The sequence below is a fragment of the Prauserella isguenensis genome (assembly GCF_014191605.1).
GTDB lineage: Bacteria > Actinomycetota > Actinomycetes > Mycobacteriales > Pseudonocardiaceae > Prauserella > Prauserella isguenensis.
The window spans coordinates 318159-337553 of the sequence record NZ_JACHWU010000003.1; the positions used below are offsets into that span (position 1 = coordinate 318159).

Sequence of the window (19395 nt, forward strand, 5' to 3'; positions counted from 1 at the left end):
GGGAAAAGGCGAAAGCCTTACTTGCTGATTCCGGTGACCTCGACGCGAGTCAGCTTCTGACGGTGACCCTGGCGCTTGTGGTAGCCGGTCTTGTTCTTGAACTTGTGGATCCGGATCTTCGGACCCTTGGTCTGCTCGACGACCTTGCCGGTGACCGAGACCTTCGCCAGCGCGTCGGCGTCCGACGTGACCTTGCCGCCGTCAACGTGAAGCACGGCGGGGAAGGTGTGCTCGGTGCCCGGCTCGCCCTCGAGCTTCTCGACCTCGACGACGTCACCAACGGCGACCTTGTACTGCTTGCCGCCGGTCTGGACGACTGCATACGCCGACACGGAAGTCTCCTGCATTGCTCGACTGTGGGTGGGGGCTCACGTGATGGGGACCGCCCGAGGCGATCCAGCCTTCGCGTGTAGCGGCCCGCTCCAACAGCAGGCCGCTGTCCAGCTTACGTGGCACCCGGTGACGCTGGGACACCGGGGTCACGATCAGCTGCTCTCGTCATCGACGGGAGGCCCTGCGGGCCGACCCGCCGCCCGGCGCGGACGCCGGGTACTGCTCCGCACCGCGGAGACGGTCGCGACCGAGGTCGCGTCCTGCTCCGCCGTGCCCGGAACGCTCGCGTCGGAGGTCCCGTTGCTCTGACTCCCCGGCTCGGCCGGGGAGGACGACGAGCTCATCGTACCGGTCATCACCGTCTGCACCTCGACACCACTCCCCGTGGTGCCCGCGGCCGGCCCGGTGGGCCTGCCCGCGGCGCGCCGGGCAGAGCGGCGGCCACGACGCGCGCCACCGCCGGTGTCGTCGGAGCCGGCCGTCTCCCCGGCCGGTGCGGACGACGCGGTGCCAGCGGTCGCCGTGTTCTCGGTGGCCTGGGTGTCCTCGGTGGCCTCCACCGTGGGCGCGGCCGATTCCTGCACAGTGGCTTCCTGTGCTGTGGCTTCCTGCGCTGCGGTTTGCTGCGCTGTGGCTTCCGAGGTGGACTGCTCCGCAGCCGACCCGGTCGCCGCACCGTCAGACTCGGCAGCCGGTTCGGTCTGCGCCGCGGACTCTGCCGGCAGAGCCTCGGCCTGCGGTGCGGAACCCGCATCGGCGGAGTCCGGCACCGTGGCCACCGACTCCGCGACCTCCGACTCCTTGGGTGCGCCCCGGTCACGGCGGCTCTTGCGGTCACGGCTGCGCCTGCCCGCCTTGCCGGACGTCTCCCGGCCGTTCGCCTCCGTCGCAGTGGACGAACCCGTCGCGGCCTGCTCGACCTCGGTCGTGCCGGCGTCACCGGCGGCCGCGGCGTCGGAGGCCGCCTCGGAGGTGTCGCCCTCCGTGGAGTCCTCGTGCTTGGCCGCCTTCGACGCGTTGGCCACCGCCTGGACAGCCGTCACCAGGGATTCCCGCTGCTCCGGCGTCCGACCCTGGTCGGTCTGCTTCGACTTGTCGGCCTGGTCCGGCTGATCGCCGCCCTTGCCGCGGCCGCGCTTGCGACCACCGCCGTTGCCACCACCGTTGCCGTGCTGGTGACCGCCGGTGTTCGGCTCGGACGAGACGAGGACGCCGCGGCCCTTGCAGTGCTCGCACGTCGACGAGTACGCCTCGAGCAGCCCGGTGCCGACGCGCTTGCGCGTCATCTGCACCAGGCCGAGCGACGTCACCTCGGCGACCTGGTGCCGCGTGCGGTCACGGCCGAGGCACTCGGTGAGCCTGCGCAGGACGAGGTCCCGGTTCGACTCCAGCACCATGTCGATGAAGTCGATGACGATGATGCCGCCGATGTCGCGGAGCCGGAGCTGACGGACGATCTCCTCGGCCGACTCCAGGTTGTTCCGCGTGACGGTCTCCTCGAGGTTGCCGCCCGACCCGGTGAACTTGCCGGTGTTGACGTCGATGACGGTCATCGCCTCGGTGCGGTCGATCACCAGGTAGCCGCCCGAGGGCAACCACACCTTGCGGTCGAGTGCCTTGGTGATCTGCTCGTCGATCCGGTAGTCGGCGAACACGTTGCCGTTGCCGACGTAGCGCTTGACGCGCTCCATGAGGTCCGGCGCCACGTGCTCGACGTAGGAGCTGATCGTCTCCCACGCCGTCCGGCCCTGCACCTCGAGCTTGACGAAGTCCTCGGTGAACTGGTCCCGGACGACCTTGACCAGCAGGTCGGGCTCTTCGTAGAGCAGCGTGGGAGCACCGGACTTCTTGCCCGACGACGAGGAGGCCGACTCCGACTTCTCCTTGATGACCTCCCACTGCGCCTGCAGCCTGCGGACGTCGCGGTCCAGCTCCTCCTCGCTGATGCCCTCGGACGCGGTGCGGATGATCACACCCGCGTCCTCCGGGACGATGCGCTTGAGGATGTCCTTGAGCCTGCGCCTTTCGGTCTCCGGCAGCTTGCGCGAGATGCCCGTCGCACCGCCCGAGGGCACGTACACCAGGAACCGGCCCGGCAGCGAGATCTGCGTGGTCAGCCGGGCGCCCTTGTGGCCGACCGGGTCCTTCGTGACCTGCACCAGGACTTGGTCGCCACTGGAGAGCGCCTGTTCGATCTTGCGCGCCTTGCCTTCGAGGCCCGCTGCGTCCCAGTCGACCTCACCCGCGTACAGCACGGCGTTGCGACCACGGCCGATGTCGATGAACGCCGCCTCCATGGACGGCAGCACGTTCTGCACCCGGCCCAGGTAGACGTTGCCGACGATCGAGCCGCTGCCCTGAGAGGTGACGAAGTGCTCCACGAGCACGCCGTCCTCGAGCACGCCGATCTGCGTCGAGTCGCCGTGCTCCCGGACGACCATCGTGCGCTCGACCGATTCGCGCCGGGCGAGGAACTCCGACTCGGACAGGATCGGGGCGCGGCGCCGGCCCGCCTCGCGGCCGTCCCGGCGGCGCTGGCGCTTGGCCTCGAGCCGCGTCGACCCGCGGACGCTGCGCACACCGTCGCCGCCCTTGTCCTTGTCACCCTTGTCGTTCTTGTCGCCCTTGTCGCCCTTGTCCTGCTTGCCGTCGCGGACGTGCACGACGGTGTTGGGCGGGTCGTCCTGCGACTGGCCGTCGCCGTCGTCCCCGCCGCCGCTCTTGCGGCGACGACGGCGCCTGCGGCGCTTGCTGCCCGACTCGGACTGGCCGGACTCACCGTCGGCGTCGTCACCGTCGGCACCACCGTCGGCCTGGTCCTCGGAACCCGACGACTCCTCGCCCGCAGACGAGTCGCTCGCCGTCGACTCCCCGCCCTGCGAGTCGTCGCGCTCACCGGAGCCGTCGCTCTGCTGGTCCTCGCCGTTCTCGTCGCCGCCCTTGCCACGGCCACGACCGCGGCGGCCCCTGCGGCGGCGCCGACGGCCACCGTCACCGGACTGGTCGTCACCACCGTCGTCGGAGGCCGAGGCGTCGCTCGTGTCCTGCTCGATCGCGTCGGCGGTCGCGGCGCCCTCGTCCGTGTTCGAGGCGGGCTCGGCCTGCCCCGCATCGCCGGTGGCCTCACCCGTCTGGGCCGTGTCGACCGTCGGCTCCGGCGGCAGGAAGACCGGGGACGGCGCCGCGAACAGCGGCGTGTGCGGGGCCGCGGCGATCTCGCCCCCGGCGGCCTTCGGCGCGGTGTCCTGCCCAGCGCTTTCCTGCCCAGCGCTTTCCTGCCCAGCGGTGTCCTGCCCAGCGGTGTCCTGCGTGACGACCTCCGGTGCCGCCGCCTTCTCCGGTGTGGCCTCCTGAGCCGGCGCGTTCTCCGCCGTCACGTTCTCCGCCGCCGCGTCCTGCGCCGCCGTGTCCTGCGCCGTGTCCTGCGGCGTCGTGGCCGCGTCTGCGGCGGGTGTCTCGGCCGCTCCGGCCTCGCCCTCATCGGCGAGCACACCCGCCGTCTCGGCGACCTTCATCGCGACGTCGCGATGCACGCTGGACTGCGGGCTCCGGGCGGTTTCGCCGAGGTCGGCGAGCATCCCGAGCACTTCCCGGCTGCTGGAGCCGAGCAGTTTCGCCAGCGCGTGGACCCGCACCCGATTGGGCAGGTCCGCCAGTGCACGTGCGGTGGGTGTGGCGGCGGCCCCGCCGGTGTTCTCGGCGGGTGTGTCCGCGTTCGACATATGTCTCCTCCGCCCCCGGGCGCGCCTGCGTCCGTCCGGCCGAGGTGTCTCACCTCGCTGCCGGCACCGGACCACAGGACGCGGCCGCACAGGGGCCGTTCCTTGTTTACCGCCGTGGTGGGCTCACCACCGGCGGGAATCCTGTTGTCACTCGTGCCACCCGGGCGCCGGATCTTCCGACGTGCCCGATCTGGCGGGTCCCGCGGTGACGCGGCCGCCCTGTTCGCGACCTCTCGGTGCCTCCCGAGCCGTCGACGTCGACACAGCGTTCCGGCGTCCGGCCCGGTGTCCACGTCGTCCCAGCCGCCAGGCACATGGCGCGTGCCCGCGGCGACGACTCGGATCCGGAACCGGCACGTCACCGGGCCACCGTCCCTGCGTTCGCCGTACTGATCCGGCGACGACGGCTCGATGGCCGCATCCAGTATCCCACACGACGGGGCGGGCACTGCGCAGCGCGGCCTCCACGACGTCTCCGGTGCCGGTCACCCGGGTGGTGCGAGACACTTGGCACGCCCGGCCGCTCTGGCTACGGTGCGTCATGGGGTTGTCGCAGATCACAGCCGCGGATGCGATCACCCCTCCGACATCGACGGAGGTCCAGTGCTCGGCCGGAGGAGCCTGCCGCTCGTGTGTGCCGCGCTCGCCGTCGCCGCCCATCTGACGGCCACGACACCGGCTCACGCCACACACGGTGAGACCTGTCACACCGAATCCCGGGCGTGGCGGTACGTCGTGGTGTTCGACCCGGGCACGACGAAGGCCGGCGCACGAGACATGGTCGAGTCCGCCTGCGGCACCCTCACCGGCTACTTTCCCGAGATCGCGATCGCGGTCGCGACGTCGGCCGACCCCGGATTCGACGACACACTGGGACGCGATCGGGCGTTCAGCGCAGAGCGGGCACGGCACCTGCGCCGGGGCTCCGCGACCGCGACGAGCACGCACACGCGCCGCCACGGCGATACCCGAAACGGGCAGGCTGCCGCGGGCCGGGACGACGCCGGTGGCCATTCCACGGGCGATACCGGACCCGGGGACCGACGGCGAGGCCCGAACGGCGACGGTGCCGGCGCCCGCGCATCCGACCGGACCCGGGAGCAGTGGAACCTGCGCATGGCCGACGCTCCCGACTCCGGCACGGACCCCACCCGCTCGGCGCAGGCCGACCTGGCGGACGTCACCGTCGGTGTCCTCGACTCCGGCATCGACGACACGCACCCCGACCTTGCCCGGGCCGTCGACCCGGCCGCCTCGGCAGGCTGCGTAGGCGGCGTCCCGGACCGGCGCCGCTCGTCGTGGACGGCGGGCGAGTCGGCACACGGAACCCACGTCGCGGGAATCATCGGGGCCGCCGACGACGGTCACGGCGTCACCGGTACCGCGCCCGGAGTGCGGCTCGCCTCGCTGCGCGTCGTGGACGACGAGGGCTACGTGACGCCGGAGGCCGCCGTCTGCGGCTACGTGTGGGCGGCCCGGCACGGCATGGCGGTCGCCAACAGCAGTGTCACCGTCGCACCGTCGGGCGTGTCGTGCGCCGCGAGCCGCGGCCGACGCGTCGTGCACGAGGCCGTGTCCCGGGCGGTCGAGTTCGCCGAGCGTTCGGGAACGCTCACCGTCGCGGCGGCCACCAACGACGGCTTCGATCTCGACCCTCTTCCCCACAGCGAGCTCAGCGGCGGGAGCGGCGTCGACGACCTCGCCCGGTCCTGCGTCGCCGTGCCCGCAGGGCTGAGAGAGGCGGTCACCGTCGCCGCCGTCGACCACCACGGCGCCGCGACGGACTACAGCTCCTACGGCAGGGCCGTGATCGACCTCGCCGCGCCGGGCGGTACGGAAGGCCACTGCGTGTTGTCGACCGTGCCCGGTGGCCATGACCGGCTGTGCGGCACCTCGATGGCGGCCCCGCACGTCGCCGGGGCGGCCGCACTCCTGGCCGCCGCCCGTTCCGGGGATTCGTCCCCCGCGACGCTGGGGCGGATGTTGCAGGCGCAGGCTCGTCCGATCCACTGTTCCGGCACCGCCCGCGAGGACGGTGGCTGCACCGGCCCGCGTGGGGACGAGGCGCACTACGGCAGCGGCATGGTCAACATCGGCGCCGCCTACACGGCTCACGCGGTGCACCGGCTGCTGGTCCGGCTCGACGGTGCGCACTGAGCCTCACGCGTTCGGCAGGACTCCCGTACCGGCACCGCGCTGCCGGATCGTGGGCCCGGTCTCCACCACGTGTGCCCGCTGGGCGAGCTCGTCCGCGGAGCCCTGGACCACGAAGCCGTTGTCGGTGATCATCCGCAGGTCCGCCTGCGCCTGTTCGCCCTCGGACGTGAGGTAGTCGCCGAGGAAGATCGAGTTGGCGAGGTGCAGGGCCGCGGCCTGCAGGGAACGCAGGTGCATCTCCCGGCCACCGGCGATGCGGATCTCCCGGTCGGGGCAGACCAGCCGCGCCGTCGCCAGGATCTTCAGACAGCGTGCGGGGGTGAGTTCCCAGGTGCCCGCCATCGGCGTGCCCTCGAACGGCATCAGGAAGTTCACCGGAATCGAGTCCGATCCCAGCTCCTTCAGCGCGAAGAGGGCCTCCACGAGTTGCTCGTCGGTCTCCCCGAGCCCCGCGATGAGACCCGAGCACGGCGACATCCCCGCACCCGCCGCCTTCCGCACGGTGTCCACGCGGTCCGCGTAGGTGTGGGTCTGGACGATGGCGTCGTGGTGACTCTCCGCGGTGTTGATGTTGTGGTTGTAGGCGTCGACACCCGCGTCGGCGAGTCGCTGCGCCTGCCCGTCCTGCAGCAGGCCGAGGCAGGCGCACACTTCCACGTCCGGATGGTTCCGCCTGAGCTCGCCGACCGTCTCGGCGACCCGGTCGACGTCGCGTCGTGACGGCCCCCGCCCCGAGGCGACCAGGCACACCCGGCTCGCACCGGCCCGGATTCCGGCGCCCGCCTGCTCCAGGGTCTCCTCGGGCGAGAGCCACGAGTACTTCAGGATCGGCGCCTCGGAGCCGAGCGCCTGCGAGCAGTAGTTGCAGTTCTCCTGACACATCCCCGACTTCAGATTGACCAGGTAGTTCACCTTCACCGTGTTGCGGAAGTACCGGCGCCGCAGCCTGCCCACAGCTGCGACGACGTCCATCAGCTCGGCGTCATCGGCGCGCAGGACGGCCAATGCGTCGTCGCTGGCGGCCGGATTCCCCGCCAGCACCGCGGCCGCAAGGTTCTGGAAGTCGGTCATGCACCCTCCACACAGGAACCTGAACAGTGTTCAGTTGAACAGTGTTCAGGTTAGGGTGGTGCAGAATGCTCGGTCAATGGGAAGGCGCGAGAGGAGCCGAATGCGGCACAGCCGGGCCGACGTCGTGGCGCGCGCGATCACCGTGCTCGACGAGTACGGCCTCGAGTCGTTGACGATGCGCAGACTGGCAACGGAACTCGGGGTGCAGCCGAGCGCGCTGTATCACCACGTGCCCGACAAACAGACGCTGTTGGCCGCGGTCGCCGACGAGGTCCTGGCGCGGGGCAGGCGGCCGGAACAGGCTCACCGCTGGGACGACCGCGTGGTCGAGATCTGCACCGAACTGCGCGATGCCATGCTCGCCTATCGCGACGGGGCGGAGGTCGTCGTCACCGCGCACACCTTCGGGCTCGGCGCGGAGGGTCCCGCGGAACGGCTCCGCACGGCGCTGCGGGACGGCGGGTTGCCCGCCGATCTGGTCGAGACGGGGGCACGGGCGTTGCTGCACCTGGTGTTCGGGCACGCCGCCGAGGAACAGACGGCGTTGCAGGCCGCGAGTGCGGGCGCGATCGACCGCGGGCTCGGCGACCCGCCCGAGCTCGACCGGTCGCTCGGTCTCCTGCTGGACGGCCTGCGCGCTCGCATCGCCGTCCCGGACTGACCGGGTCCCGGCGAGGGCACGTCACCGCAGCAGCAGGCCCGCGAGCCGTTTCGCCGTGAAGTAGGCACCCGCCGCGGCGAGCACGAGCAGGTACGCGACGTGGCCGATCATGCTCACGTCCAGCACACCGACGGCGAGTCCCCGGGTCAGCTCGACGCCGTGGTAGAGCGGCAGGCACTGCACCGCGTACTGCAGCGGCTCCGGGTACACCGACAGCGGGTAGAACGTCGTCGACAGCAGGAACATCGGCATCACGGCGAGCTGGACGAAGTCGAACTGCGCCGGGGACTTCAGGAACGTCGCGCACACCATCCCGATGGCGGCGAACGCGAACGACACCAGCAGCGCCACCGGCACGAGCAGCAGCGCCCACGGCGAGGTGGCGAGCCCGAACCCGGCCATCACGCCGAGGAACGCCACCGCGTACAGCCCGCCGCGCAACACGGCCCAGCCGATCTCGCCGAGCGCGATGTCGAGCGGGCCGAGCGGCGTCGCGAGCATCGCGTCGTAGGTCTTGTTGTAGCGGAACTTGAAGAAGACGTTGAACGTCGAGTCGAACACGGCGCCGTTCATCGCGGAGGCGGCCAGCAGCGCCGGTGCGACGAACGCGACGTAGCTCATCGTCTCACCGCCGGGGCCGGTGACCTCCTCGACGAGCTTGCCGAAGCCGACCTGGAACGCCAGCAGGTACAGCAGCGGTTCCACCACACCGGAGACGAACACGAGCCAGGCCCGCGAGTACACCATCGCCGAGCGTTCGAGCAGCGCCCGCGCACGCCCGGTGTACAGCGGTGCGGGCAGCATCCGCAGCAGCAGGCCGCGCCGTGCGGATGCCGTGGGGGTGGCGTCGCGGGTCGTCGCCGAGGTCGTCGGGGCCATCCGCGTCACACCACCAGTCGCCGGTAGAAGTAGCGTCGCGCCAGTGCCGCGCTGAAGCCGGCCAGCACGCCGAGGAACGCGAGATGCCCGAGCGCGGGCCAGCCGCCGAGTCCGCCGAGCGTCACGCCGCGCGCGAGTTCGGTGCCGTGCCACACCGGTGAGATCCAGGCGAGCCACCGCACCGCGGCGGGGATCTGCTCGATCGGGAAGAACGTGCCGGAGAACAGGATCATCGGCATGACGAGGAACCGGAAGATGGCGGCGAACCGCTCCCCCTCGTTGTACGTCGTCGCCGCGACGGCCATGATCGGCACGCCGCACGCCACGGCGGCGAACACGCCGATCGGGACGACCAGCAGCGCCCCCGCGTTCAGCCAGGCGCCGAACAACAGCGCGACGAGCGTGTACACGACGCACGCGATGCCCACTCGCAGCACGATCCAGATGATCTGCCCGCCGAGCAGCTGCCCCGCCGTCACGGGCGTCGCCGTCACCGCGTAGTAGTCCTGTTGCCATTTGAAGCCGGACAGCACGGGATAGCTCGACTCACCGATGGCGTTCTGCACCGCGCCCGCGACCAGCAGTGCCGGCGCCACGTAGTGCACGTACGCCAGCCCGCCGGTGGCCGGGCCCGCCTCGACCTGGGAACCGAAACCGAGGCCCATCGCCGCGAGGAACAGCACCGGCTGCAGCCCCGATGAATACAGACTCGACCGCCAGTACCGCCGGTACCACGTCCAGTGCGCCTCCACCCGCAGCCAGGCCGCGCGCCACGATCCGACGACGCGGCCGGCCGAGCGGGATCCGATCTCCACGCGCGCCGTCGCGCCCGTCGCACCCGTTGTGCCCGTGGTGCCCGTTGTGCCCGTGGTGCCCGTTGTGCCCGTTGTGCCCGTGGTGCCGCTGCCCGTAGCGCCGCCGCTCGCCGTTCCCCCGTTCGCCATGTCAGTCCACCAGCGTCCGGCCGGTCAGACGCAGGAAGACGTCTTCGAGCGTGCTGCGCCGGACGAGGCTCGACACCGGTCGCACGTCCCGGCCGTGGACCTGTTCCAGCGCGCGTTCGCCGTCTCCGGTGTAGACGAGCACACGGTCCGGCAGCTCCTCGACCCGTTCGCCGAACTCCGCCACCCGCGCCGCGATGCCACCCTGCTCCCCCGGCGCGAACCGCAGCTCGAGCACCTCACGGGTCGAGTACCGGGCGATGAGTTCCGAAGGCGACCCCTCCGCGACGATGCGGCCGTCGTCCATGACGACGAGGCGGTCGCACAGCTGCTCGACCTCGTCCATGTAGTGACTGGTGATGATGAGCGTGACGCCACCGGCCTTGAGGCGGAACAACCGGTCCCACAACATGTGCCGCGCCTGTGGGTCGAGCCCGGTGGTCGGTTCGTCGAGCAGCAGCAGGTCGGGATCGTTCACGAGCGAGCGGGCGATCGTCAGCCGCCGTTTCATGCCGCCGGACAGCGCGTCCACCAGGCCGTCGGCGCGCTCGGAAAGCTGGGCGAACTCCATCAGCTCGGTCGCCTTGCGGCGCACGTCCGCCCGCGACATGCCGAAGTACCGGCCGTAGATCTGCAGGTTCTGCCGCAGTGTCAGCTCGGTGTCCAACGTGTCCTGCTGCGGCACCGAACCGAGGCGCGCACGGATCCGCGGCCCGTCGACGTCGGGGTCCATGCCCAGCACGCGCAGGTCGCCGTCGGACCGGGGTGAGGTCGACGCGATCATCCGCATCGTCGACGACTTGCCCGCACCGTTCGGCCCCAGGAAACCGAACGCCTCGCCCGTGCGCACCTGCACGTCGATCCCGCGGACCGCCTCGACGTCGCCGAAGCGCTTCACCAGCGCCTTGGCCTCCACCATCGGCGCGCCCACCATCGGGGCCGCCGCCTCACCGTTCATGTGCTCTCACCGCTCACCCGCCGAACATTGCCACAACCCACCGACAGGAAACGACGGATGTGGACATGGCAGGCGGACCGGTCCGAGCCCGGTGTCACATCACCAACCGGATCGGGAAGCGCACCGGAACGGCGGCCACGGCAAGCGCCGACGCGGTCGTGGCGATGGCGATGGCCGACCGCCCGAGCGGGCGGCGATCACCGCCGGGGTCGCCGACGCCAACGCGGCAACGGGGAGCACCAGCGCCAGGATGCCGTTGACGAACGACGGTGGCCGCTTCCTCCCGGGAGGAAGCGGCCACCGTGTCTCGAATGTTCAGGCGCGGCTCAGCACGCCCGAAGCACGCGCCGAGAAGCTCAGAGGCTGCCGAACCAGAGCTTCAGCTCGCGCTCGGCCGACTCGGGCGAGTCCGAGCCGTGCACCAGGTTGAACTGCGTCTCGAGGGCGTAGTCGCCGCGCAGCGTGCCCGGCGTCGCCTTCTCGACGGGGTCGGTGCCGCCTGCCAGCTGACGGAACGCGGAGATCGCCCGCGGCCCCTCGACAGCCATGGCCACGACCTTGCCCGAGGTGATGAACTCGAGCAGCTCGCCGAAGAACGGCTTGTCCTTGTGCTCGGCGTAGTGTTCCTCGGCCACGGAACGCTCGACGGTGCGCAGGTCCATCGCGGCGAGCGACAGTCCCTTGCGCTCGATGCGCGAGATGACCTCACCGACCAGGCCCCGCTTGACGCCATCGGGCTTGACCAGAACCAACGTGCGCTCAGTCACGGGGTATTTCTCCTTCAACACAAAACGGTAGTGGAAAAAGCGTAGCGGCCCCTCCCCGCGCCTTCTCGTGAGGGCGGGAAGCGGCCTGCCCGGTTCACTCCGGCTGCAGGGTCTTCGACCACAGGGAGGCGCCGGTGCCGTCGCGCAGGTCGACGGTCAGCGCGCCGCTCGGTCCGTCCACGTTGATCTCTGCGAAGTGCTGGAAGCCTTCCATGGGCGAGGCGTTCTGCCCGTCGGCAGGCGGTGCGTGCGTGAACACGGCCTCCGGGCCGAATGTGCCGTCGAGCTCGCTGGGGCCGAACGCACCCGCGTGCAGCGGACCCGAGACGAACTCCCAGAACGGGGCGAAGTCGGTGAAGCTCGCACGTTCCGGCGCGTAGTGGTGCGCGGCGGTGTAGTGCACGTCGGCGGTCAGCCACACGACGTTGCGGACCTGCCTCCTGGCGATCTCCGACAGCACCCACGCCAGTTCGGTCTCGCGACCGCCCGGCGCACCGCCGACGCCGTTGGACACGCCTTCCATGTCACCGGAGTCGCCGTCGGCGACGACGAGGCCGATGGGCAGGTCCGCCTGCACGATCTTCCACGTCGCCTTGCTGCGGGCCAGTGCGCGCACGAGCCATGCCGCCTGCCGCTCGCCCAGCACGGAACCGTCGCGGTGGGCGTCGCCGTCGTTGCGGTCCTTGTAGCTGCGCATGTCGAGCACGAACACCTCGACGTGGTCGCCGTAGGCGAAGTTGCGGTACACCCGCCCGTCCTCGGCGGCCTTCGGGTCGATCGGGTGCCACTCGTGGAACGCCCGGAACGCTCGCTGCGCCAACACGTCGACGCGTTTCTCGGTGTACTCGGGAAGGTCCAGGATCTCGCCGGGGTACCAGTTGTTGACGACCTCGTGGTCGTCCCACTGCACGTAGCTCGCGGTGGTGGCGTAGAACTCGCGCACGCTGTCGGCGAGCAGGTTGTAGGCGAACTGGCCGCGGTACTCGTCCAGCGTTTCGGCGACCTTCGACTTGGCCTCGGTGACGAGGTTGCGGTAGACGCGACCGTCGGGCAGCGTCACCGAGTCCTCGAGCGGGCCGTCGGCGTAGACGGTGTCGCCGTTGTGCAGGAACAGGTCGGGCCCGCGCTCGGCCATCGCCGTGTACGCGGGCATGCCGCCGATGTCGGTGTTGATGCCCCAGCCCTGGCCCGCCACGTCGCCGGACCAGGTGATGCGGACGTCGGAGCGGCCCTTCGGGGCGGTGCGGAACCGGCCGGTGAGCGGTTCGGAGGTCACGCGGCCGTCCAGGTCCTCGGCGGTCACGCGGTAGTGCACCTCGGCACCGGTGGGCAGGCCACGCAGGCGCAGTTTGCCGGTACCGCCGGTCTCGGGACTCAGCGCCGGACCGCGCACGACGCGGCTGCGGCGGAACGACGGGTCGGCGGAGACCTCGACGAACATGCGCGAGGGGCGGTCGGCACGTGTCCACACCATCGCCGAGTGCCGGTCCACGTCGCCGGACTGCACACCGTGGGTGAGCACCGGACGTCCGGAACGGGTGAACCCGGCAGCCGTACCGCCGGTGAGCGTGGTGGCGGCGAGTACGCCCGCGCCGACGGCACCAGCCTTCAGCAGGCTGCGGCGCTCGAAACCGTCGCCGGTCACGGACACGTCGTGGTGGGGAGGAAGATCAGTCATGCCGCACTTCTACCGCGCGGGCAGGGCCACCGGATCAACGCAGCGTGGCCGGACGATGAACGGCTCCTGCTGCGGTGTCTACTCCTGCTGCTGACTCGGCAGCGTCCCCCGGGCCATGCGCCGGGCGACGTCACGGCGCAGCCAGAGCAGCCACAGCCACACCCCGAGGAAGATCAGCCCGATCACGGCGATCGACGGCAGGGCCACGACGAACGCCAACAGCACGACGTGCAGCCCGAGGATCACCCACACCGCCCACGACTGCTTCAGTACACCGCACAGCACGAGCAGCGCCGCGACAACGGCCATGACCGTCCAGCCCTGGAAGCTCGTCACACCGTCGCCGAGCGTGCCGACGACGGGCAGCGCCAGCGCGACGACGATGGCCTCGATGACCAGCGTCCCGGCCTGCACACCGCGGAATCCCTTCATCGGGTCGGTCGCCGGCGCCGGAGCGTCGCCGTCCGGCCCGGCGCCCGCCGGGTCCGCGGAAGTGGCGCCGTCGTCGCTCATGCGGGCTCCTTGCCGAACAGGGTGCGGGCCTCGCCCGCGGTGACCACGGAACCGGTGACCAGCACACCGCCGCCGGAGAGGGGTTCCTCGGGGTCGTCGGGCTGCTCGACGAGGCTGATGGCGGTCTCGATGGCGGTGTCGAGCGCGGGCTCGACCGTCACCCGCTCCTCGCCGAACACGGCCATCGCGAGTTCGGCCAGCTGCTCGGCCGGCATGGCCCGCGGCGAGGAGTTGACGGTGATGACGACCTCGTCGACGACGGGGTCGAGCGCCTCGAGGATGCCGCGGACGTCCTTGTCCTCGAGGACGCCGATGACGCCGACGAGCCTGCGGAACGCGAACTCCTCGTCGATCGTGGCGGCCAGCGCGGCGGCTCCGTGCGGGTTGTGCGCCGCGTCGACGAGCACCGCGGGCGCGGCACGGACACGTTCCAGCCTGCCCGGCGTGACGATCTCGGCGAACGCCTCGCGCACCGACTCGCCGACGAGCTGCCGCTCCTTGCCCGCGCCGAAGAACGCCTCGACCGCGGCCAGAGCCAGCGCGGCGTTGTCGGCCTGGTGCTTGCCGTGCAGCGGCAGGAACACTTCCTCGTACACGCCGCCGAGGCCCTGGATGGTGAGCATCTGGCCGCCGACGGCCTTGGTGCGCTCCAGCACGGTGAACTCGCTGCCCGCCCGTGCGACGGCGGCGTCGACCTGGACGGCACGTTCCAGCAGTGGGCGTTCGGCGTCCTCCTGCTGCTCGGCGATCACGGCCACCGAACCGGCCTTGATGATGCCCGCCTTCTCGCCCGCGATGGTCGCGCGGTCGTCGCCGAGGTACTCGGCGTGGTCGATGCCGACCGGCGTGATGGCCGCGACCTGGCCGTCGGCGACGTTCGTGGCGTCCCACGCGCCGCCCATCCCGGCCTCGAGCACGGCGACCTCGACGGGCGCGTCGGCGAACGCGGCGAACGCCATGCCGGTGAGCACCTCGAACTTGCTCATCGGCGGCGCGTCGGCACCACCGGCCTGGTCGACCATCTGCACGAACGGAGCGACGTCGCGGTAGGTGTCGACGTAGCGTTCGGCGGAGATCGGCTGCCCGTCGATGCTGATCCGCTCGGTCACGAGCTGCAGATGCGGGCTGGTGTAGCGCCCGACGCGCAGGCCCATCCGCGTCATGAGCGCCTCGATCATGCGTGCGACCGAGCTCTTGCCGTTGGTCCCGGCGACATGGATCACCGGGTACGTGCGGTGCGGGTCACCGAGGAGGTTCATCAGCGCGGAGATGCGCGTCAGCGACGGCTCGAGCTTCGTCTCCGGCCATCGCTCGTTCAGTTCGGCCTCGACGATCTGCAGCTCGCGCCGGGACTGCTGCTCGATGGCGGCCTCGTCCTCGTCGCTGGGCGGCTCGGGATCGTCCGGCAACGGACCGGCGATGAAGTTGTCGCCCTCGGTGAGTTCGGGCGGAAACTCCTGCTCGTCGTCCGACACGCACACACTCCCTGCTGGTACTGCACTGGCGGGTCCGAGTCTACGTGCCGCGTGTCCTGCTCCCGCCCGTCGCCCAGCCACCGCCCCGCAACGACGCGCCGGCGCGCGGCTGCGGCCATGCGCGTGTCCTTCATTCAGACAGGCACCGCTCGGCGACGTCCGGCCGGTCCCACTGCCACAGCCGGTGCACGAACGCAGAACACGCGGGCCCGAGTGCGGGACACGCGCGGAGCGTCAAGCCAGGGAGGCCCACCAGCCCGCGTCGAGTTCGCCGCGGGCGACGAACTCGGCGGGCCCGGTCAGTGTCGAACCCTCGGGGTCGACCGTCACGGTCACCCTCCCGCCCGGGATATCCACTGTGGATGTTCCGGTGTCGGTACCCGAGAGGTGCAGTGCGGCCGCGACGGCGGCCACGGTGCCGGTGCCGCACGCACGGGTCTCTCCCACCCCGCGTTCGTACACCCGCATCCGCAGCGCGCCGGGCTCGACCGTGTTGACGAATTCGAGGTTGACGCCGCCGGGAAAGAACTCGTGGTCGAACCGAGGCTGGTCCCGCAGGTCCAGACCCGCGACGTCGTCATCCATTGTGGACACCAAGTGCGGGTTGCCGACGTCGACGGCGACACCGGAGAGCTCACGCCCGTCGACCACGGCGACCGATGCGCCGGTGATCCGCGCCGGGCCCATCGCCACGGTCACCGACAGATCCGGGTGCACCTGCACCGGCCGGTCGCCCGCGCGGGTGCCGACGGCGAACTCGCGCCGCGTCTCCAAGCCGGATTCGACGAGGTAGCGCGCGAACACCCGCACCCCGTTGCCGCACATCTCGGCCGCCGAACCGTCGGCGTTGCGGTAGTCCATGAACCACTCGGCGGCCGAGTCCTCGGTGCCGGGCACGTCGCCGGGCAGGGCCGACGAGCGCACGACCCGCAGCACGCCGTCGGCGCCGAGCCCGCGCTGCCGGTCGCACAGCGCGGCGGTCCGCTCCGGCGTCAGCTCCAACCCGCCGGCCGCGTCGGGCAGGATCACGAAGTCGTTCTGCGTGCCGTGCCCTTTGAGGAACTCGATTCCACCCATGCCGTCCAGATTACGGCGTCACCAGGCGCCGGACGCGATCGCCCAGCTCCGGATCGGCGCCGTCGAACCAGTGGATGCGGGTGTCGCGGCGGAACCACTTGCGCTGCTTGCGGACGAACCGTCGTGTCGCCTGCGCCGTCTCGTCGGCGGCCTGCGTGAAGTCGCCGGTCCCGGCCTCGAGCGCCGCCAGCACCTGCTGGTACCCGAGCGCCCGCGATGCGGTCCTGCCCTCCCGCAGGCCCTGCCGTTCCAGCGCGCGCACCTCGTCGACGAGCCCGTCGGCGAACATCTGCTCCACGCGCAGGTCCACGCGTTCGTCCAGTGCGGCGACGTCGCGGTCCACGCCGACCAGCACGGTGCCGTACCGCGGTTCTCCGGGCTTCGGCATGTTCGCCGAGAACGCCTCCCCGGTGATCTCGATGACCTCCAATGCGCGCACGATGCGCCGCACGTTCCCCGGAAGGATCGCCGCCGCCGCGTCCGGATCACGGACCGCCAGTCGCTCGTGCAACGCCTGCGCGCCGAGCCGCTGCGCCTCGGCCTCCAGCGAGGCCCGCACCTCGGGGTCGGTGCCGGGGAACCGCAGGTCGTCGACCACCGCCTGCACGTACAGGCCCGATCCGCCCACCAGCACCGGCGTCCGGCCCTCGGCGAGCAACCGCTCCACCTCGCTGCGCGCATCCCGCTGGTAGGCCGCGACCGACGCGGTCTCCGTCACGTCCAGCACGTCGAGCAGCCGGTGCGGCACGCCCCGGCGTTCCTCCACGGTCGCCTTCGCCGTGCCGATGTCCATCCCGCGGTACAGCTGCATCGCGTCGGCGTTGACGACCTCGCCGTCCAGGGACAGGGCCAGTTCCACGCCGAGAGCCGTCTTCCCCGTGGCCGTCGGCCCCACGACCGCGACCGGCCTGACGCTCATGCGCCCTCCCAGTAGGCGACGTGGTAGCCCACGCCACGCGGGGCGTCGGAGTAGAGCAGCTCACCGCGCCAGGCGCCGCCGCGTGCGAAGCCTGCGAGCACCTGCCACGGGACGCGGCCCGCCACCCGGAGTTCGGCGGCCAGGGCGGGGTCGATGTCGAGCAGGGCCTGCGTGTCGGCGCGGGCCAGCGCGGTGGCGACGGCCGCGTCGAAGCCCTCTGCCCGCGCGTCCTCCTCACCGGGTGGTGCGGTGTCACGGCGCGCGGAGCCGTCGCCGACCACCAGCAGACCGACCGGGCCGCCGTCGTCGTCGAACGCGGCGAGTTTTTCGCCGAGCATCACACAGTCGGTGGGACTCGCGTCCCCGGCGATCAGCTCCGTGCGCACCGACCCCGCACCCGCACGCACCCGCAACCACGCGGCGACGAGCGCGGGAAGGGGCAGGTCCTCGGGCTGTCCCACGGCGTGCTCGCCGAGTGGCACGACCACGTCGGCGCCGAACGCGCGGAACGTGCCCGCCCGATCGGCGGCGACCGTCACGGGCGCGCTCTCGGCGTCACCCGCACCCACCGCCACCCATCGCGCGGGCAGGCGGGACGCCGCGGCGACGGCGGCGGTACGCACCTCGTCGGCGAGCCGGGTACCCGGAACGAGCTCGGGCACCAGAAGCGGCGCAGCGGGAACCACGACGGCACACGAGATCACGCGTCCAGAGGTTACCGGTGACCCCTTCCGCGGGACGCGTTGAGGCATTCTTCCGGCAACGGAGTACCGAGAACCGCGCTGACCTGTTTGAATGCGGACAACATGACCCACCGGATCGCGCGCGATCCCAGGCAGCGACACCAACAGCACCACCCGGCCCCGCCCGCGGCGGGGCGCCCGCACCCACGGGCCTAGGTGAGAAGGAGCCGGCCATGGCCGAGCAGAACACCCCGGAGAACACGACGCACGTCCCGGCACCCAGCGAGGTGCCGCACACGCAGGCCGCATCCACGGTTCCCTCGGCGGAATCGCATCCCGAACGCTGGGGCCGCATCGACGACGAGGGCGCGGTGTTCGTCCGCACCTCGGAGGGTGAGCGACGGGTCGGCGTGTGGCAGGCGGGTACCGCCGAGGAAGGCCTGGTCCATTTCGCGCGGCGGTTCGACGACCTGCGCACCGAGGTGGAGCTGCTCGAGACCCGCCTCTCCTCCGGCGCCGGCGACCCGAAGCAGGCACTGAGCAGCGCGACTCAGCTCAAGGACGGCCTCCCCGACGCCGCCGTCGTCGGCGACGTCGATGCGCTGGCCGCGAAGCTGGACGCCGTGATCGCCCACGCCGAGCAGGCGGTCTCGCAGGTCAAGGAGAAGCGGGAGCAGGCCCGCGCCGAGGCCGTCGCCCGGAAGCAGGAACTTGCCGCGGAAGCGGAGCAGATCGCGGCCGAGTCGACCCAGTGGAAGTGGGCGGGCGACCGGCTCAAGGCGATCCTCGACGAGTGGAAGACGATCAAGGGCATCGACCGCAAGACCGACGACGAACTGTGGAAACGGTTCTCGAAGGCACGCGAGGCGTTCAACCGCAGGCGGGGTTCGCACTTCGCCGAGCTGGACAAGCAGCGCGCCACGGCGAAACGGCGCAAGGAAGAGCTCATCGACGAGGCCGAGTCGATGACAGAGTCGACCGACTGGGGCCCCACGGCCGCGCGGTACAAGCAGCTCATGGCCGATTGGAAGGCCGCGGGCCGGGCGCCGAAGGACTCCGACGACGCACTGTGGCAGCGGTTCCGCGCCGCTCAGGACGCCTTCTTCTCGCGCAGGGCCGCGGCGTTCTCCGAGCGGGACGCCGAATTCGCCGAGAACGCCTCCCGCAAGGAGGAACTGCTGGCCGAGGCGGAGAAGATCGACCCGTCGGCGAACCTGGAGGCGGCCCGCTCGCAGCTGCGGCGCATTCAGGAGCAGTGGGACGAGATCGGCAAGGTGCCGCGGGAGCGCATCCGCGAGCTCGACGGCAGGCTCAAGGCGGTGCAGGACCGCGTGCGCGGCGCCGAGGACGCGAAGTGGCGCCGGACCGACCCCGAGGCGCAGGCGCGCGTGGATCAGTTCCGGGAGAAGGTCGAGCAGTTCGAGGACCAGGCCGCCAAGGCCCGTAGCTCCGGGGACGAGAAGCGGGCCGCGAAGGCCGAGCAGCAGGCGGCGCAGTGGCGCGAGTGGCTGTCGGCTGCGGAGGCCGCGATCGCGGACCGCTGAGCGCACCCGTGGCGGGT

At 71.4% G+C, this 19395-nt stretch carries 16 protein-coding genes; 3 read left to right on the forward strand and 13 right to left on the reverse strand.

The features are described from left to right. Positions 1-17: 17 nt before the first annotated feature. A complete protein-coding gene (gene rplU / locus FHS23_RS14230; protein ID WP_183656051.1) occupies positions 18-332 on the reverse strand; it encodes a 50S ribosomal protein L21 in 315 nt (104 codons plus the stop codon). Between the two features lie 153 nt (positions 333-485). Then, complete coding sequence (locus FHS23_RS14235) at positions 486-4055, reverse strand: Rne/Rng family ribonuclease (RefSeq protein WP_183654792.1); 3570 nt, start codon at positions 4053-4055, stop codon at positions 486-488. Between the two features lie 603 nt (positions 4056-4658). Here FHS23_RS14235 and FHS23_RS14240 point away from each other — a divergent pair. Next, positions 4659-6212 carry a S8 family serine peptidase gene (locus tag FHS23_RS14240; RefSeq protein WP_183654795.1) on the forward strand — a complete coding sequence of 518 codons (1554 nt, stop codon included), beginning with the start codon at positions 4659-4661 and terminating at the stop codon, positions 6210-6212. A 3-nt stretch (positions 6213-6215) separates the two neighbouring features. On the opposite strand, the gene bioB is transcribed toward FHS23_RS14240, so the two are convergent. Further along, the gene (gene bioB, locus FHS23_RS14245) at positions 6216-7283 is read right to left on the reverse strand and encodes a biotin synthase BioB (RefSeq protein ID WP_183654798.1); all 1068 of its coding nucleotides are present in this window, start codon (positions 7281-7283) and stop codon (positions 6216-6218) included. Positions 7284-7383: 100 nt separating this feature from the next. On the opposite strand from bioB, the gene FHS23_RS14250 reads away from it, so the two are divergent. Then, complete coding sequence (locus FHS23_RS14250; protein WP_183654800.1) at positions 7384-7944, forward strand: TetR/AcrR family transcriptional regulator C-terminal domain-containing protein; 561 nt, start codon at positions 7384-7386, stop codon at positions 7942-7944. A gap of 21 nt (positions 7945-7965) precedes the next feature. On the opposite strand, the gene FHS23_RS14255 is transcribed toward FHS23_RS14250, so the two are convergent. The 10 genes from FHS23_RS14255 to FHS23_RS14300 all read right to left on the reverse strand — a co-directional run bounded on the left by FHS23_RS14255 (position 7966) and on the right by FHS23_RS14300 (position 17855). Beyond that, complete coding sequence (locus FHS23_RS14255) at positions 7966-8823, reverse strand: ABC transporter permease (protein WP_183654803.1); 858 nt, start codon at positions 8821-8823, stop codon at positions 7966-7968. 5 nt (positions 8824-8828) lie between these two features. Then, the gene (locus FHS23_RS14260; RefSeq protein WP_343054001.1) at positions 8829-9632 is read right to left on the reverse strand and encodes an ABC transporter permease; all 804 of its coding nucleotides are present in this window, start codon (positions 9630-9632) and stop codon (positions 8829-8831) included. Between the two features lie 136 nt (positions 9633-9768). Next, positions 9769-10722 carry an ABC transporter ATP-binding protein gene (locus FHS23_RS14265; RefSeq protein ID WP_246382186.1) on the reverse strand — a complete coding sequence of 318 codons (954 nt, stop codon included), beginning with the start codon at positions 10720-10722 and terminating at the stop codon, positions 9769-9771. 356 nt (positions 10723-11078) lie between these two features. Beyond that, on the reverse strand, positions 11079-11489 hold the full coding sequence (ndk, locus tag FHS23_RS14270; RefSeq protein ID WP_183654809.1) for a nucleoside-diphosphate kinase: 411 nt from the start codon (positions 11487-11489) through the stop codon (positions 11079-11081). A 94-nt stretch (positions 11490-11583) separates the two neighbouring features. After that, complete coding sequence (locus FHS23_RS14275; protein ID WP_183654812.1) at positions 11584-13167, reverse strand: alkaline phosphatase D family protein; 1584 nt, start codon at positions 13165-13167, stop codon at positions 11584-11586. Positions 13168-13245: 78 nt separating this feature from the next. After that, positions 13246-13680 (reverse strand): DUF4233 domain-containing protein, encoded by a 435-nt coding sequence (locus tag FHS23_RS14280; RefSeq protein WP_183654815.1) that lies wholly within the window; start codon positions 13678-13680, stop codon positions 13246-13248. Then, positions 13677-15155, reverse strand: a complete 1479-nt coding sequence (gene folC / locus FHS23_RS14285; protein ID WP_183654817.1) for a bifunctional tetrahydrofolate synthase/dihydrofolate synthase — start codon at positions 15153-15155, stop codon at positions 13677-13679. The genes FHS23_RS14280 and folC overlap by 4 nt, the downstream gene beginning before the upstream one ends. A 234-nt stretch (positions 15156-15389) precedes the next feature. After that, positions 15390-16232 (reverse strand): diaminopimelate epimerase, encoded by an 843-nt coding sequence (gene dapF / locus FHS23_RS14290; protein ID WP_183654820.1) that lies wholly within the window; start codon positions 16230-16232, stop codon positions 15390-15392. 10 nt (positions 16233-16242) lie between these two features. Then, the gene (gene miaA, locus FHS23_RS14295) at positions 16243-17151 is read right to left on the reverse strand and encodes a tRNA (adenosine(37)-N6)-dimethylallyltransferase MiaA (RefSeq protein ID WP_183654823.1); all 909 of its coding nucleotides are present in this window, start codon (positions 17149-17151) and stop codon (positions 16243-16245) included. After that, positions 17148-17855, reverse strand: coding sequence for a class III extradiol ring-cleavage dioxygenase family protein (locus tag FHS23_RS14300; RefSeq protein WP_183654826.1), 708 nt, complete (start codon positions 17853-17855; stop codon positions 17148-17150). Before FHS23_RS14300 ends, miaA begins: the two co-directional genes overlap by 4 nt. A 212-nt stretch (positions 17856-18067) precedes the next feature. On the opposite strand from FHS23_RS14300, the gene FHS23_RS14305 reads away from it, so the two are divergent. Continuing rightward, the gene (locus FHS23_RS14305) at positions 18068-19378 is read left to right on the forward strand and encodes a DUF349 domain-containing protein (RefSeq protein ID WP_183654829.1); all 1311 of its coding nucleotides are present in this window, start codon (positions 18068-18070) and stop codon (positions 19376-19378) included. The last annotated feature ends 17 nt before the right edge of the window (positions 19379-19395 follow it).

What these genes read in the sequence shown, in the direction of transcription:
- FHS23_RS14280 (WP_183654815.1), bottom strand. Translation starts at nt 13,680, where the DNA reads ATGAGCGACGACGGCGCCACTTCCGCGGACCCGGCGGGCGCCGGGCCG.
- FHS23_RS14235 (WP_183654792.1), bottom strand. Translation starts at nt 4,055, where the DNA reads ATGTCGAACGCGGACACACCCGCCGAGAACACCGGCGGGGCCGCCGCC.
- dapF (WP_183654820.1), bottom strand. Translation starts at nt 16,232, where the DNA reads ATGGGTGGAATCGAGTTCCTCAAAGGGCACGGCACGCAGAACGACTTC.
- FHS23_RS14250 (WP_183654800.1), top strand. Translation starts at nt 7,384, where the DNA reads ATGCGGCACAGCCGGGCCGACGTCGTGGCGCGCGCGATCACCGTGCTC.
- FHS23_RS14265 (WP_246382186.1), bottom strand. Translation starts at nt 10,722, where the DNA reads ATGAACGGTGAGGCGGCGGCCCCGATGGTGGGCGCGCCGATGGTGGAG.
- FHS23_RS14255 (WP_183654803.1), bottom strand. Translation starts at nt 8,823, where the DNA reads ATGGCCCCGACGACCTCGGCGACGACCCGCGACGCCACCCCCACGGCA.
- FHS23_RS14275 (WP_183654812.1), bottom strand. Translation starts at nt 13,167, where the DNA reads ATGACTGATCTTCCTCCCCACCACGACGTGTCCGTGACCGGCGACGGT.
- miaA (WP_183654823.1), bottom strand. Translation starts at nt 17,151, where the DNA reads ATGAGCGTCAGGCCGGTCGCGGTCGTGGGGCCGACGGCCACGGGGAAG.
- bioB (WP_183654798.1), bottom strand. Translation starts at nt 7,283, where the DNA reads ATGACCGACTTCCAGAACCTTGCGGCCGCGGTGCTGGCGGGGAATCCG.
- FHS23_RS14305 (WP_183654829.1), top strand. Translation starts at nt 18,068, where the DNA reads ATGGCCGAGCAGAACACCCCGGAGAACACGACGCACGTCCCGGCACCC.